Origin of the sequence: Luteitalea sp. TBR-22, from assembly GCF_016865485.1 — a bacterium.
Classification (GTDB): domain Bacteria; phylum Acidobacteriota; class Vicinamibacteria; order Vicinamibacterales; family Vicinamibacteraceae; genus Luteitalea.
Map to the genome: position 1 here is coordinate 3,924,172 of NZ_AP024452.1, position 13,513 is coordinate 3,937,684.

Genomic DNA, 13,513 nt, shown 5'->3' on the forward strand with positions numbered 1-13,513 from the left:
GACGCCGAGAGCCGGGAGGACTTGCCCGCCGAAGCCTTGGCGAAGGCGGGTATACTCAGGCCCCGGCATGCTCTTCAAGGGCCAGACCCTCGGCAAGTATCGCATCCTGTCACCACTGGGAAGCGGCGGGTTTGGCACCGTCTACCTCGCGCGCGACACCTGGCTGGACAAGCAGGTGGCCATCAAGGTGCCCCACCGGCAGGGCCTCGACTTCTCCGAGCTGCTCCGCGAGCCGCGCCTGCTGGCCAGCGTCAACCACCCCAACATCGTCGCGATCACGACGGCCGACAAGCAGGACGACGTCTTCTTCATCGTGATGGAGTACGTCGCCGGCGAGACGCTGGAGAGCGTACTGGAGCGTGAAGGTGCGCTCGACCTGCCGCGGGCGCTCGACTACACCGTGCAGATCGGCAATGCCGTCGACCACGCGCACAAGCAGGGCGTGATCCATCGCGACCTGCGGCCGGCCAACGTGCTGGTCTCCGAGAACGGGATGCTCAAGGTGGCCGACTTCGGCACCTCGCGCTTTCTGGAGATCGCCGCGCACGGCACGACGGTGATCGGCAGCCCGGCGTTCATGGCGCCCGAGCAGTTCCAGGGCAAGGCCGTGTTCGCGTCGGACCTGTACTCGGTGGGCATCACGATGTACCAGATGCTCACCGGCGAGTTGCCGTACGACCCGCCGCCGCCCTCGGCGCTGCACAAGCTGCTCACCGGTGAACTGGTGACGCCGCCGCGATCGCGCAATCCCGCGATCCCGCGCCGCCTGAACGACATCATCATGAAGTGCCTGGCGCCGCAGGTGGCCGACCGGTACACGCGTGCCGCGGACCTGCTCGACGACCTGCTCGCCGCCAAGCCGGTCATCCTGGGCACGCCGGGACCGCGCGCCATCGCCGACCTCGGCCTCGACGACGCGGGGCGACCGGCGCGGACGGCCGCCCCTCCCCTGCCACGTGCGGTGAAGTACCAGGACCGCGAAGCCGCCCGTAACTGCTGGCACTGCCGGCGGCCGCTGCACAACCTCGCGACCCGGTGCCCCTTCTGCGGGGAACAGCAGTAATTTGAAATTGGAAAATTTGAAATTCACGTGGGGCGCGGCTTCGCCGTCGCCCCTCGCGACGCCACGCGCGGCACGGCCGACAGGCCGGCCGCCGATCAATTTCAAATTTCAAATTAACGGGGCACCTCGGACAGCTTCACCACGGCCCCGCCGCGCGCCTTGCTGATGTCGGCCGCCTCCATGAACGCCAGTGTCTCCACCGTTTCCTCCGGCGAGACGGGCGGCTTGCCCGTGCGGAAGAACTCCATGACGCGCACCAGCAGGCCGTAGTAGCCGGCCCGCCGCTTCGTGCCGTCGGGCAGGGGCATCTCGGAGGTGCCGGTCACCACGTCCTTCTCGCCGAACACGGTGTGGCCGTACGTGCCGTACTTGCCGCCGCGCACGCCGCGCACGGTGCCGACACGTCCGTCGGCCCAGGTGCCGGTCACGACGTCGGCGGTCGCGGTGCTCGTGCGGCTCACCGACACGCAGCCCGGCCCCATCAGCTGGTAGAGGGTCTCCACCGCGTGCACCCCGTACCAGAACAGGTCGGGGTGGTGCGGCTCGAGCGTCGCCGGCCCCCAGGTCGAGGCGCCCAGGACGGCGCCGACCCGCGCGGTGTCCTGCAGCATCAGCACGTCCTCGACGTACCGACGCGAGGAGGCGCTGAACACCGGCACGTTCCCGGCCTTCGCGAGGCGCACGATCTCGGCCGCGTCCTTCGTGCTCGCCGCCATCGGCTTGTCGATGAACAGCGGCTTGCGGGCGGCAATCACCGGGCGGGCCTGCGCCAGGTGCGGCCGCGCGTCCACGCTCTCGACCATCACCACGTCGACCTTCGGGAGCAACGCCTCGATCGACCCGACGATCTCCACCTTCCACTTGTCGCGCAGGTCGGCGGTGAACTTGTCGACGCGCGTGGCGCTCGCCTCGACGTCGGGGCTGCCGCCCTTGAACGCCGCCACGACCCGTGCGCCAGGGATGTGGTCGGGGTTGGCCGGGTCGTTGAGGATCGAGGTGAACGCCGTCACATGCGACGTGTCGAGGCCGATCATGCCGACGCGAAGCGGCGTGCCGGTGGCGACCTGCGTCGCACCGGCGGCCGACAGACTGGTGCGCCAGACGGGGGTGGTGGCCGCGGCGGCGCCCGCGAGGAGCCCGCCAATCAATTCACGTCGTGTCTGCATCGAGAAAGCTCAGGGCTTGTGGCTTACGGCTTACGGCTTACGGCTTACGGCTCGGGAATCGTGGGGCCAGGGTCAGGTCCAGAGGGCGCGCGGTCCGGTGCCCGGTGCCCGGAACCCGGTGCCCGCCTAGGTGAAGATGTACGGATACCGCTGCGGGCGCGACAGCCACCCGTTCGCTTCGTCGTCGTCGTGGAAACGCTCGCGCCGGGGATCCCACTTCAGCGTGCGGCCGGCGCGCATGGCCATGTGGTGCAGCAGGCAGGCAGTGCAGGAGCGGTGCCCCACCTCGACCGGGGCGATCGGTTGCTGCCGCGTCCGGATGGCCTCCAGCCAGTTGCCGTGCTGGTCACGGCTGTCGATCAGGTGGACCTCGTCGGGGCCGATCACCGAGGTCAGGATCTTCCTGTCGCTCGCATCGAGCGCCTTGGGATTGCCGCGCCACGCGTCCGGTGCCGTGCCGCTCAGGCCGCCGCCGACACGATTGACGAAAATCCAGCCGTCGGTCCCGATGAACTTGACGCCATTGGTGATCGAGTCGCTCACCGACATCTGCACGCCGTTGGCGTACCGCGCCTCGGTGCGGAAGGGACCATGCACATCCCACACGCCGGACTTCGGGAACTCCGCCTTGCCCCAGATCTCGACGGGGCCGGTGTACTCGGCGTCCATGCCCCAGTGCGCCGTGTCGATGTGATGCGCGCCCCAGCCGGTGATCATCCCGGCGCCGAACTGCTCGCACCGGAGCCAGCCCGGACGTTCGTAGCCGACCTGCGGGTGCACGCGCTTCTCGACGTACGGCACGTCGGGCGTCGAGCCGAGCCACATGTCGTAGTTGAAGTGCGCGGGCGGCGGCGTCGCCGGTTCGTCCTGGCCGGCCGGGTCGGCCGCCAGCCCCACTTCGACGCGCGTCAACCTGCCGATGCGTCCGTTGCGCACGAGTTCGCACGCGTAGCGATGCTGCGGCAGCGAGCGGTTCTGGCTGCCGAGCTGCAGGATCCGACCGGTCCGCTGCACGGCGTACGAGAGCGCCCGCCCCTCGGCGATCGTCAGCGAGGCCGGCTTCTGCAGGTACACGTCCTTGCCGGCCTCGACCGCGGCGATCGCCAGCGGCGCGTGCCAGTGGTCCGGCGTGCTGATCAGCACCGCGTCGATGTCCTTGTTCAGGAGCAGCTCGCGGTAGTCGTCGTACATCCTCACGCCGTCGTACGACGAGCCCGACTGCTTCGCGTAGAAGTCGTTCACGAAGCGCTTGCCGTCCTCGAGGCGACGCCGGTCGAGGTCGCACACGGCCATGATCCGGGCCGAGTCGAAGGCCAGCGTGTCGGGCATGTCGTGGTCGCGCGAGATGCGCCCCACGCCGATCGCGGCGACGTTGATCCGGTTGCTCGGCGAGGTCTTGCCGAACACCGTGGAGGGAACCAAAGCGGGCGCGACGACGCCGAGGAGGGGCGACGCCGCCGCGCCCATCCCGGCTGACGCCAGGAAAGAGCGACGGGTGACGGAACCGTTGCGCGACATGCGACCTTCCGTGAACGGGACTACTTGCCGAGCACCGGGCTGGTGGCCCGTGCCTGCGCCTCGAGCACCAGCTGCGCCGCAAGGAACGCGTGGGCCTGCGGCATGGCCGTCTCGGTCCGGTTGACGATGTCGTCGAGGAGGCGCGCGCCATACGGCAAGGGCGTGTCTCTGGCCTCGATGTAGCGCGTCTCCTTCTGGTCGACGAGGAACAGGTGGCTGCCACCCGGCCGCCCGGCGAGGTCGACGTTCGGGCGGACCTCGATGTAGCCGTCGGTGCCCATCACCGTGAGGCGCGAGTCGCCGAACGACTCCACGCCGCCCGGCGTGAACCAGTCGACCCGGAAATAGCCAGACCCGGCATCGCTGCGCAGCATGGCGTCGCCGAAGTCCTGGAAGCGCGGGCGGTCGGGATGGTGCAGGTTGCCCACCTGCGCGGCGACCACCTCGGCGCGCTTCGCGCGCGTGAATGCCAGGAAATAGTCGGTCTGGTGCGTGCCGAGATCGGTGATCACGCCACCGAACTGCTCGGGATTCCAGAACCACTCGGGGCGGTTGGCGCCGAGCCGGTGCGGCCCGAGCCCCATCGTGTGGAGGACCGTGCCGATCGCCCCCGCGTGCACGAGTTCGACGGCCCGCTGGGTGGCGGGGCTCTCGAGCCGGCCGCCGTAGAGGATCGAGTAGATCCGCTTCGTCTCGGCCTGCACCCGCCGCACCTCGGCCAGTTGCGCCAGCGTCGTCACGCCGGGCTTGTCGACCATGAAGTCCTTGCCGGCCTTCATCACCCGGATGCCGAGGGGCGCGCGCTCGTTCGGGATGGCCGCGCTGACGACGAGCTGGATGCGTCGGTCGTCGAGAATCTCCTGCTCGCTGCGTGCCACGGTGGCCTGCGGGAACCGCTTGGTGAACGCCGCCAGCAGGTCGGGCTCCCTGGCGTACACGGCGACCAGTTCGCCCCCGTGCTTCAGGACCGTCTCGACCTGGCTGTACACGTGCCCGTGATTCAGGCCGATGGCGGCGAACCGGACGGGCGGGCGGGCTCCCGAGGAGGGCTGCGGCGCGGCCAGCGTCTCGCTGCGAAGGCGGCGGCCGCCCCGCGCCGGTTCGAAGGCGCCGGCGGGCAGCATGGCCATCGCCGCTCCGGAGGTGGACAGGGTATTGATGAAGGTGCGTCGGTTCACGGACTCCTCGGGCCTCCTGGCGCGTCGGCCGGCCGCGGGCCGGCCCGACAGGCTGTCGTGTGCCGCCTAGCCTATGCGATCTCGCCTCGCCTGATCACGGGCAACGGAGCCCGTGGTGGCCCGGTCGGCACCCGTCGTCGAGAGGCGCCGATCGGCACGTCGTGAGACAAACGCGCCGCTGCGGGAAGGCCGGCGGGCACGGGCGGGCCGAGGCGCCGGCCATCGCCGTTCATGCGCGCTGCCCCCCTGCCGATTGGCAGGGAGGGCCAGTCATGCACCTCAACGACCTCCTCACCCACGCCGTCCGCAGTGGCGCGTCCGACATCCACATCAAGGTGGGCAGCTACCCGATGATGCGGGTCGACGGCGTGCTGATGGTCGCCAACGAGACCCGTCGCCTCGAGCGCGACGACACCGAGACGATGGCCGCCACGGTGCTCAACGTCGAGCAGCGCAAGTACTTCGTCGCGCACCAGGAAATCGACGCGGCCTACAGCATCGCCGGCCTCGGCCGCTTCCGCTGCAACGTCTTCACGCAGCGCGGCACCATCTCGCTGGTCATCCGGGTCATCTCGACGAAGGTCCCGACCGTCGACGCGCTGGAGCTGCCCGACGTGCTCAAGCGGATCGCCGAGGAGGAACGCGGCCTCGTGCTGGTGACCGGCACCACCGGCTCGGGCAAGAGCACGACGCTCGCGGCGATGATCGACCACATCAACGAGCGGCGCTCCTCGCACATCGTCACCGTCGAGGATCCGATCGAGTACCTGCACCGCGACCGCAAGTCGATCGTCAACCAGCGCGAGATCAACGTCGACACCAAGTCGTTCGCCCACGCGCTCCGCTCGGCCCTGCGCCAGGACCCCGACGTCATCCTGGTGGGCGAGATGCGCGACCTCGAGACGGTCGAGACCGCGCTGCTCGCGGCCGAGACCGGGCACCTTGTCTTCTCGACGCTGCACACGCTGGACGCCCCCGAGAGCATCAACCGCATCGTGGCGGTCTTCCCGCCGCACCAGCAGCGCCAGGTGCGCCTGCAGCTGGCCAGCGTGCTCAAGGCGGTCGTCTCGCAGCGCCTGCTGCCCCGCGCCGCCGGCGCCGGGCGCGTGGCGGCCGTCGAGGTGATGATCAGCACCCCGTTCATCCGCGACTGCGTCGCCGACAAGGACAAGACGCACCTGATTCACGGCGCGATCGCCGCCGGCACGTCGCAGTACGGGATGCAGACGTTCGACCAGCACCTGTTCCTGATGTACACGCGCGGCATCATCAGCTACGACGACGCGATGCGGTACGCGTCCAACAAGGACGAGTTCAAGCTGAAGGTGCAGGGCATCTCCACGACCACCGACATGGCGCGCGACGAGATGCTGCACGCCTCGCTCGGCCGTCCCGGCGGCTCGCCGGAAATCACGCGCTTCAGCAGCTAGTCCGCCCCGCCGCCCTGGGGGACGTGGCGCACGTTCCCCGCTCCCGTTGGTAGGATCGCGCCGTGCCTCGCGAGTCGGTCCCGCCCGATCCGTACACCTACGGCCTTGCCGCGCTGGGGCGTCGAGAGCTCACCGAGCAGCAGTTGCGGGCGCGGTTGGCGCGTCGTGGCTGCGCCCCGGACGCTGTCGACGCCGCGATGGCGCGGCTGACGCGCGAGGGGCTGCTCGACGACGCGCGGGCAGCACGGGCGTTCGCGCGCACCGAGAGCCGCGTGAAGCACCGCGGCCCGCAGCGAATCAGGCGCTCGCTCGAGCAGATGGGTCTGGACCGTCAGGCCGCGCGCGCCGCCACCGAGGAGGGCTTCGAGGAGCGCTCGGTGGCCGACACGCTCGAGGCGGCGCTGGCGCGACGACTGCGCGGACCGATCACCGACGATCGCCACGCCCAGCGCCTGGTGGCGTACCTGGTCCGACAGGGCTTCGACCTGCAGGATGCCATCGCGGCGATCCGCCGCCGACGGCGTGCCGGCGACCAGGAATAGCCGGCGCCCCGCCGCCCGCGTCGGCTACTGCGCGGCGAACACGAACTTCCGGAACGCGGCAGGGACGTGGAAGCTCGGCGCCCCGGTCGGCGACCACGCACGGTTGACCGACCCCTCCTTCGGGTTGGCGGGCCCGTTCGGGCGCTCGATGCGGAAGGCGTTGAAGCCCCATGCGTCGCCGGGAGCCGGCGGCAACGCCACCTTCTCGGGCAGCGGGAGCGACCGGAAGCCGGCCCACGGTGCGAACGCCGTGGCGATCCAGCGCTTCGGCGAGCCATCGGCGTTCTTCTCGTGTCGCACCGCCGTCTGCAGCCCCTCGTGGTTCCAGGTGAGGTCCGAGGTCACCGTCGGATGCGGCGCGACCATGCGCACGTCGCACACCACGTTGGTCGGGCTGATCTCCAGTTCCCAGTAGTCCTTCCCCGCCCAGGCGGGATCGAGGAAGATCTCGACCACCTCCTCGTCCCACAGGTGATCGTCGCGCCTGGTCATGGTGGCCCAGGGCGCCGGGTCGTCGGCGTCCCAGCGGAGGTAGAGCCCCTCGGGCGCCCAGAGCGCGCGCAGCCGCGTCTCGTACGGGGCACTCCCCCACGACAGGACCTCCGCCGCCTTCCACGCGCCATCGTCGGCCGCCAGCAGCGCGGCCTGGGAGGCACCGCCGGCGCGGTGGACCGTGTACGACGCATCGGGCGGTTGAGGTGTCTGAGCCGGCCGGGCCTGGGCCGCGGCGAGGACGGACACGGCGAGCGTGGCAATCAGGACGATGCTGGGGAGGGCGACGGTGCGCATGCGGGGAGTATAGAAGGCTCAGGGCTCAGGGCTCAGGGCTCAGGGCTCAGGGCTCAGGCCGAAGGACGAAGGCCGAAGGACGAAGGACGAAGGACGAAGGCCGAAGGACGAAGGCCGAAGGACGAAGGCCCAGCGCCGGGGCTGGGGCCCGGCGGGGCCCCGGATTACAATGGCCTGCTATGCGTTCGCGCGACATCCGCAGCGGGTTCCTCGACTTCTTCGAATCGGCCGGCCACAAGCCGGTGGCCAGCGCGTCCCTGGTGCCGGGCGACGACCCGACGCTGCTGTTCACCAACGCCGGGATGAACCAGTTCAAGGACGTCTTCCTGGGCAAGGAAAAGCGCGACTACGCGCGCGCCACCACCGCGCAGAAGTGCATGCGCGTGAGCGGCAAGCACAACGACCTCGACAACGTCGGGCCCTCGCCGCGGCATCACACGTTCTTCGAGATGCTCGGCAACTTCTCGTTCGGCGACTACTTCAAGGGCGAGGCCATCCCCTACGCCTGGCGCCTGCTCACCGAGGTCTGGCAACTGCCGAAGGACCGGCTGTACGCCACGATCTTCATGGGCGAGCCGGGCGTGCCACGCGACGACGAGGCCTACGACCTGTGGCGCAAGTTCCTGCCCGCCGACCGCATCGGCGAGCTCGGCGCCGAGGACAACTTCTGGCAGATGGGCGACACGGGGCCGTGCGGCCGGTGTTCCGAGATCTACTTCGTCAAGGACGACGGGTCCATGATGGAGATCTGGAACAACGTGTTCATGGAGTTCGACCGGCAACCCGGCGGCGCGCTCGAGCCGCTGCCGGCGCGCTCGATCGACACCGGCATGGGCCTCGAGCGCATCACCGCGGTGCTGCAGGGCGTCGACAGCAACTACGACACCGACCTGTTCCAGCCGCTGCTGCAGGAAGTGGCGCGGATGTGCGGGACGCCGTACACGGGCAGCGACCAGGCCAGCACCTCGATGCGGGTCATCGCCGACCACATGCGGGCGACGACGTTCCTCATCGCCGACGGCGTCATCCCGAGCAACGAGTGGCGCGGGTACGTGCTGCGCAAGATCATGCGTCGGGCGATGCGGCACGGCAAGAAGCTGGGCATCACCGAGCCCTTCATGCACGCCCTCGCCGATCGGGTCGTGGCGGAGATGGGCGAGGCGTATCCCGAGCTCAAGGCCAATCGCGACAGCGTCGTGAAGGTGATCCGCTCCGAGGAGGAACGCTTCGACGCCGTCCTGACCGCCGGCCTCGGGCGCCTCGAGCAGGTCCTGGACCGCGCCGCGGCCTCCGATCGCAAGGTCGTGCCGGGCGACGAGATGTTCCGCCTGTACGACTCGCTCGGCCTGCCGCTCGACTTCATCGAGGATCTCGCCAGCGAGCGGCAGCTCGCCGTCGACCGGGCCGGCTACGAAGCCGCGATGGAGGCCCAGCGTGAGCGCGCCCGGGCCGGCAGCCACTTCGAGGTGTCGCGCGCCCAGGGCTTCGCGGTGAGCAGCCCGAGCACGCAGGCGGCACTCGACGCGCTCGGCGACCGCTTCGACGGCTACGAGGTCACCGAGATCCTCGAGGCGACGGTGGTGGCGCTGTTCGACGCGGAGCGGCACGAGGTGCCGGCGCTCGATGCCGGCGCGACCGGCTACGTCGTGCTGGACCGCACGCCGTTCTACGTCGAGAGCGGCGGCCAGGTGTCGGACACGGGGACGCTGACCGGCCAGGACGGCGCGGCGACGGTGCAGGCCATGTCGCGGCTGGTGGCCGGCGGACCGCGGGTCCACCAGGTGACCGTCGATCACGGACGGCTGCAGGCCGGTGCCATCGTCGCGGCGCGCGTCGACCTGGCGCGTCGGACGGCCATCAGGCGCAACCACACCGCCACGCACCTCCTGCACGCGGCCCTCCGGCGGACGCTCGGCACCCACGTGAAGCAGGCCGGCTCACTGGTCGCCCCCGATCGACTGCGGTTCGACTTCGTCCATACCGGGACGATTTCGGCCGAGGAGCTCGAGACCATCGAGCGGATCGTCAACACGGAGATCATGCGCAACACGGCCGTGCAGACCACGTTGCGCAAGACCGATGAGGCAATGGCGCTCGGCGCCATGGCGCTGTTCGGCGAGAAGTACGGCGAGACGGTGCGGGTCGTCGACATCCCGGGCTTCAGCCTGGAGCTGTGTGGCGGCACGCACTGCCGCGCGACGGGCGACATCGGGGTGTTCGCCGTGCTCGCCGAGGGCGGCGTGGCCGCCGGCGTGCGCCGCATCGAGGCGGTGACCGGCGAGGGCGCGGTGGCCCTGCTGCAGGGCGAACGACGGCACCTGCAGGCGGTGGCCGGTGAGCTGCACGTGACGGCGGCCGAAGCGGCCGAGGCGGCGGCGAAGCTGCAGGGCGAGGTCAAGCGCCTCACCAGGGCGCTCCACGAGGCGCGCGTGAAGGCCGCCCTGGGTGGCGGCGACGGCGCCGGCGGCCAGCAGACCCACGAGGTCGGCGGCCTGAAGGTGGTGACGCGACGCGTCGACGGCGTCGACAGGTCGGCCCTGCGCGAGCTGGCCGACCAGATCAAGGCCTCGATGGGGTCCGGCGTCGTCGTCCTGGCGGCGGAGGCCGAGGGCAAGGTGAGCTTCGTGGTGTCGGTGAGTCCTGACCTGACCGCCAGGGTCAAGGCCGGCGACCTGGTCAAGCGCCTGGGCCCCATCGTCGGGGGCGGGGGCGGCGGTCGGCCGGACTTCGCCGAGGCCGGCGGCAAGCAGCCCGAACGGATCGCCGACCTGCTGGCCGCAGCGCCACGCGCCGTCGGCGAGGCCGCAGGGGTGGCGGCCGACTGACAGCTTTGTCAGCGCAGCGACGCCACGTGGGGCTTCCACGTGGCGGTTCCTGCCAACGCGCGGCGGGATCGCCCGAAAAGGCCCGGGCGCGCCTCCGGATCGAGTCTTGCGACGCCATGCCGATGTCATGGGCATGGTCCCCCGCCTCCTCGTGTGTGCGCTCGCGGCGAGCGTCATCGGCCTGGCCTCCCCTGCGTCCGCGCAGATCTACGTCAGTCGGGACGCCGGCGGGACCCTCGTCCTGTCGGACCAGCCGGTGGACGGGGCGATCAGCTCCTACGCGGTGCGCAATTCCGCGGTCCGCACCACGCGGGCCGTCGCGGCCGACGTCGGGACGTCCTGGGACGAGGTGATCGAGGCGGCAGCGGCCACCCACGGCGTGCGCCCTGAGTTGGTCCGGGCAGTCATCCAGGTCGAATCGGGCTTCAATCCACGCGCCCGATCGAACAAGGGCGCCATGGGCCTGATGCAGCTGATGCCGCAGACGGCCGCCGGCCTGGGCGTGGACAACCCGTGGGATCCGGTTCAGAACATCCACGGTGGCGTGGCGTACCTGGGATCGCTGATCCGGGAGTTCGGCGACGAGGTCCTCGCCCTGGCGGCCTACAACGCCGGCCCGGGGGCCGTGAACCGCTACGGGCAGCGCGTGCCGCCGTATCGGGAAACGCAGGACTACGTGCACAAGATCACCCGGCGCACCGAGACGGCGCCCGTCGCGCGCAGCGGGCGCACGGTCATCTACAAGGTGCTCGAGGAAGTCGACGGACAGCCGCAGTGGCGCCTGACCGACACGCGACCGACGAGCGGCCGGTACGAAGTGATCCGCTGACCGGCGCCGCCGCGCCCGCCCCCTGGCTCCCCTCAGGAATGTCCCGCGAGCCATGCGGGCTCCCGGCAAGGTGGACCCAGCTGCCAGACGCGCGACTTGTCGGCCAGGTGAGGCGCGGATAGACTCGCCTGCGGCCCCGTCGCAGACCATGGCATCCCTGTTCCGACTTGGACCAACCTTCTGGCGGGTCGGCAGGAGGCTCCTCCATGGCGCCCTTGCCACGGGACTCCTGGTGCACGCGCCGGCGCTCGCCCGGCAGATGCCGCCGACGGGCATCCTGTTCCTCCATTCGTACGACTCCACCTACCAGTGGACGCGCGACCTCGAGCAGGGCGCGCGCGAGGTGTTGGCGGTGCTCGAGCCGGCGCCCGAGGTCCGCGTGGAGTACCTCGACGCCCGGCACGAGACCCGCGCCGACATCCGCGAGCGGTTCGCCGCGTGGCTCGCGGCCAAGTACGCCAGGCCCCCGCGCGTCGTGGTGGCGTCCGACGACGCGGCGGTGGAGTTCCTGCTGACGCATCCCGGCCTGTTCCCGGAAGTGCCGGTGGTGTTCGGCGGCGTCAACAGCGCGGCGCTCGCGGCGCGCCTGCCGCGCAGCCGGTTCGCGGGCGTCACCGAGCCCACCGACGTCAATCACCTGATCGATCGCATCCTGGCCGTGCGGCGCGGCACGCGGCGGGTGTTCGTGGTGACCGACCGGCAGGAAGCGTCGATCGAGTTGCGGACGGCGATCGAGGCGGCGGCGCGCGAGCACGCATCGCTCTCGCTGACGTACCTCTCGGGGGATGTCCTGAGCTTCCGGCAGGTGCTCGCCGCGCTCGAGCGCGACACGCAGCCGGACGACCTCGTGGTGGTGCGCCCGTTCGTCGAGGATCGTGACGGGACGCCGGTCGATGCCGCCGACGGCCTGCGACGCGTCATCGGGGCATCCCGTGCCCCGGTCGTCAGTCCGAGCGTCAGCGACATCGGGCAGGGGCTGCTTGCCGGCATCTACAGCACCGGCATCGAGCACGGGCACCGCATGGGCCAGAAGGCGCTCGCCGTGGTCCGCGGCACGCCGGTCAGTCGCGTGGGGATCGAGCCGGCGATCGATGACCAGCTGATCTTCGACGCGCAGCAGTTGCGGCGATGGGGCCTGCGCGAGCAGGACCTTCCGCCTGGCTCGCGGGTGGCCAACCTGCCACCGAGCTTCTACCGCACGAACAAGAAGGTGATCTGGACCGGCGTCGCCGTGCTCGTCCTGCAGACCGGGATCATCGCCGCCCTCATCCTGATGGCGCGGTCGCGTCGCCGCGCGCAGCGGGCCCTCCAGGAGCAGGCCGATGCGCTCGCCGCCTCGAACCGACAGCTCGACCTGGCGAACCGATCGCTGGTCCGCGAGCAGGAAGGCCGGCAGGTGGCCGAGGAGGCGCTGCGCCAGTCGCAGAAGATGGAGGCCCTGGGGCGCCTGGCCGGCGGCGTCGCACACGACTTCAACAACCTGCTGACGGTGATCATCGGGCAGAGCGCGCTGCTGGCCGAGAAGTTGCCGGCCGGCGGGGCGCTGCGCGCCGGCGCCGACGAAATCCGGACGGCCAGCGATCGCGCCGCCGTCCTCACGCGACAGTTGCTCGCATTCAGCCGCAAGCAGGTGGCGCCGAGGACCCCCTGCCGCATCGCGGCGACGCTCCGGCAACTCGAGCCGATCATCCGGCGGCTGGTGCCCGAGACGGTGACCCTCGACATCCGGGCCGACGACGACATCCCCGCCGTCATCCTCGGCGAGGGCCAGTTCGAGCAGGTGGTGCTCAACCTGGTGACCAACGCCAGGGACGCGATGCCCGAAGGGGGGCGGCTGGTGATCGAGGCGCGCCTCGAGGCGGTCGCCTCGACGCTGCTCGGCGATCCGGACCTGCAGCCCGGCACGTACGCGGTGTTGCGCGTCACCGACACCGGCGTCGGCATGGACGCCGAGACCCAGCGGCAGATCTTCGAGCCGTTCTTCACGACGAAGGAACCAGGCCGCGGGACCGGCGTGGGCCTGGCAACCGTCTACGGCATCGTGAAGCAGCACGGCGGCGGCATCACCGTGAACAGCAGCCCCGCCATGGGCGCGACATTCGCGATCTACCTGCCTGCGCCGCAGGGCGCCGCGGTGACCGCCGGCGCCGACACCCGGGCCGCGTCGTGATCC

General features: G+C 70.7%; 10 protein-coding genes. 6 read left to right on the forward strand and 4 right to left on the reverse strand.

The features are described from left to right. The first annotated feature begins 67 nt into the window (after positions 1 to 67). Positions 68 to 1,063: a serine/threonine-protein kinase gene (locus TBR22_RS16465; RefSeq protein ID WP_239488937.1), complete on the forward strand. Its 996-nt coding sequence runs from the start codon at positions 68 to 70 to the stop codon at positions 1,061 to 1,063. A gap of 113 nt (positions 1,064 to 1,176) precedes the next feature. Here TBR22_RS16465 and TBR22_RS16470 read toward each other — a convergent pair whose 3' ends face one another. The 3 genes from TBR22_RS16470 to TBR22_RS16480 all read right to left on the reverse strand — a co-directional run bounded on the left by TBR22_RS16470 (position 1,177) and on the right by TBR22_RS16480 (position 4,925). After that, positions 1,177 to 2,229 carry a Gfo/Idh/MocA family protein gene (locus TBR22_RS16470; protein WP_239488938.1) on the reverse strand — a complete coding sequence of 351 codons (1,053 nt, stop codon included), beginning with the start codon at positions 2,227 to 2,229 and terminating at the stop codon, positions 1,177 to 1,179. A 126-nt stretch (positions 2,230 to 2,355) separates the two neighbouring features. Then, positions 2,356 to 3,747: a Gfo/Idh/MocA family protein gene (locus TBR22_RS16475; protein ID WP_239488939.1), complete on the reverse strand. Its 1,392-nt coding sequence runs from the start codon at positions 3,745 to 3,747 to the stop codon at positions 2,356 to 2,358. A gap of 20 nt (positions 3,748 to 3,767) precedes the next feature. Next, positions 3,768 to 4,925 (reverse strand): Gfo/Idh/MocA family protein, encoded by a 1,158-nt coding sequence (locus TBR22_RS16480; protein WP_239488940.1) that lies wholly within the window; start codon positions 4,923 to 4,925, stop codon positions 3,768 to 3,770. Between the two features lie 272 nt (positions 4,926 to 5,197). On the opposite strand from TBR22_RS16480, the gene TBR22_RS16485 reads away from it, so the two are divergent. Next, on the forward strand, positions 5,198 to 6,355 hold the full coding sequence (locus tag TBR22_RS16485) for a type IV pilus twitching motility protein PilT (protein ID WP_239488941.1): 1,158 nt from the start codon (positions 5,198 to 5,200) through the stop codon (positions 6,353 to 6,355). 62 nt (positions 6,356 to 6,417) lie between these two features. After that, positions 6,418 to 6,897: a regulatory protein RecX gene (locus tag TBR22_RS16490; protein ID WP_239488942.1), complete on the forward strand. Its 480-nt coding sequence runs from the start codon at positions 6,418 to 6,420 to the stop codon at positions 6,895 to 6,897. Between the two features lie 24 nt (positions 6,898 to 6,921). Here TBR22_RS16490 and TBR22_RS16495 read toward each other — a convergent pair whose 3' ends face one another. Beyond that, positions 6,922 to 7,686, reverse strand: coding sequence for a carbohydrate-binding family 9-like protein (locus TBR22_RS16495; protein WP_239488943.1), 765 nt, complete (start codon positions 7,684 to 7,686; stop codon positions 6,922 to 6,924). A gap of 179 nt (positions 7,687 to 7,865) precedes the next feature. Between TBR22_RS16495 and alaS the strand changes: the two genes are divergently transcribed. The 3 genes from alaS to TBR22_RS16515 all read left to right on the forward strand — a co-directional run bounded on the left by alaS (position 7,866) and on the right by TBR22_RS16515 (position 13,510). After that, positions 7,866 to 10,511: an alanine--tRNA ligase gene (gene alaS, locus TBR22_RS16500; protein ID WP_239488944.1), complete on the forward strand. Its 2,646-nt coding sequence runs from the start codon at positions 7,866 to 7,868 to the stop codon at positions 10,509 to 10,511. A 133-nt stretch (positions 10,512 to 10,644) separates the two neighbouring features. Continuing rightward, positions 10,645 to 11,340 (forward strand): lytic transglycosylase domain-containing protein, encoded by a 696-nt coding sequence (locus TBR22_RS26795; RefSeq protein WP_305068735.1) that lies wholly within the window; start codon positions 10,645 to 10,647, stop codon positions 11,338 to 11,340. A 148-nt stretch (positions 11,341 to 11,488) separates the two neighbouring features. Further along, a complete protein-coding gene (locus TBR22_RS16515) occupies positions 11,489 to 13,510 on the forward strand; it encodes an ATP-binding protein (RefSeq protein WP_239488945.1) in 2,022 nt (673 codons plus the stop codon). Positions 13,511 to 13,513: the final 3 nt, after the last annotated feature.

Bases quoted from the DNA above. Each gene is read 5' to 3' on its own strand.
- TBR22_RS16465 (WP_239488937.1), top strand. From the start codon at position 68: ATGCTCTTCAAGGGCCAGACCCTCGGCAAGTATCGCATCCTGTCACCA.
- TBR22_RS16470 (WP_239488938.1), bottom strand. From the start codon at position 2,229: ATGCAGACACGACGTGAATTGATTGGCGGGCTCCTCGCGGGCGCCGCC.
- TBR22_RS16475 (WP_239488939.1), bottom strand. From the start codon at position 3,747: ATGTCGCGCAACGGTTCCGTCACCCGTCGCTCTTTCCTGGCGTCAGCC.
- TBR22_RS16485 (WP_239488941.1), top strand. From the start codon at position 5,198: ATGCACCTCAACGACCTCCTCACCCACGCCGTCCGCAGTGGCGCGTCC.
- TBR22_RS16495 (WP_239488943.1), bottom strand. From the start codon at position 7,686: ATGCGCACCGTCGCCCTCCCCAGCATCGTCCTGATTGCCACGCTCGCC.
- alaS (WP_239488944.1), top strand. From the start codon at position 7,866: ATGCGTTCGCGCGACATCCGCAGCGGGTTCCTCGACTTCTTCGAATCG.
- TBR22_RS26795 (WP_305068735.1), top strand. From the start codon at position 10,645: ATGGTCCCCCGCCTCCTCGTGTGTGCGCTCGCGGCGAGCGTCATCGGC.
- TBR22_RS16515 (WP_239488945.1), top strand. From the start codon at position 11,489: ATGGCATCCCTGTTCCGACTTGGACCAACCTTCTGGCGGGTCGGCAGG.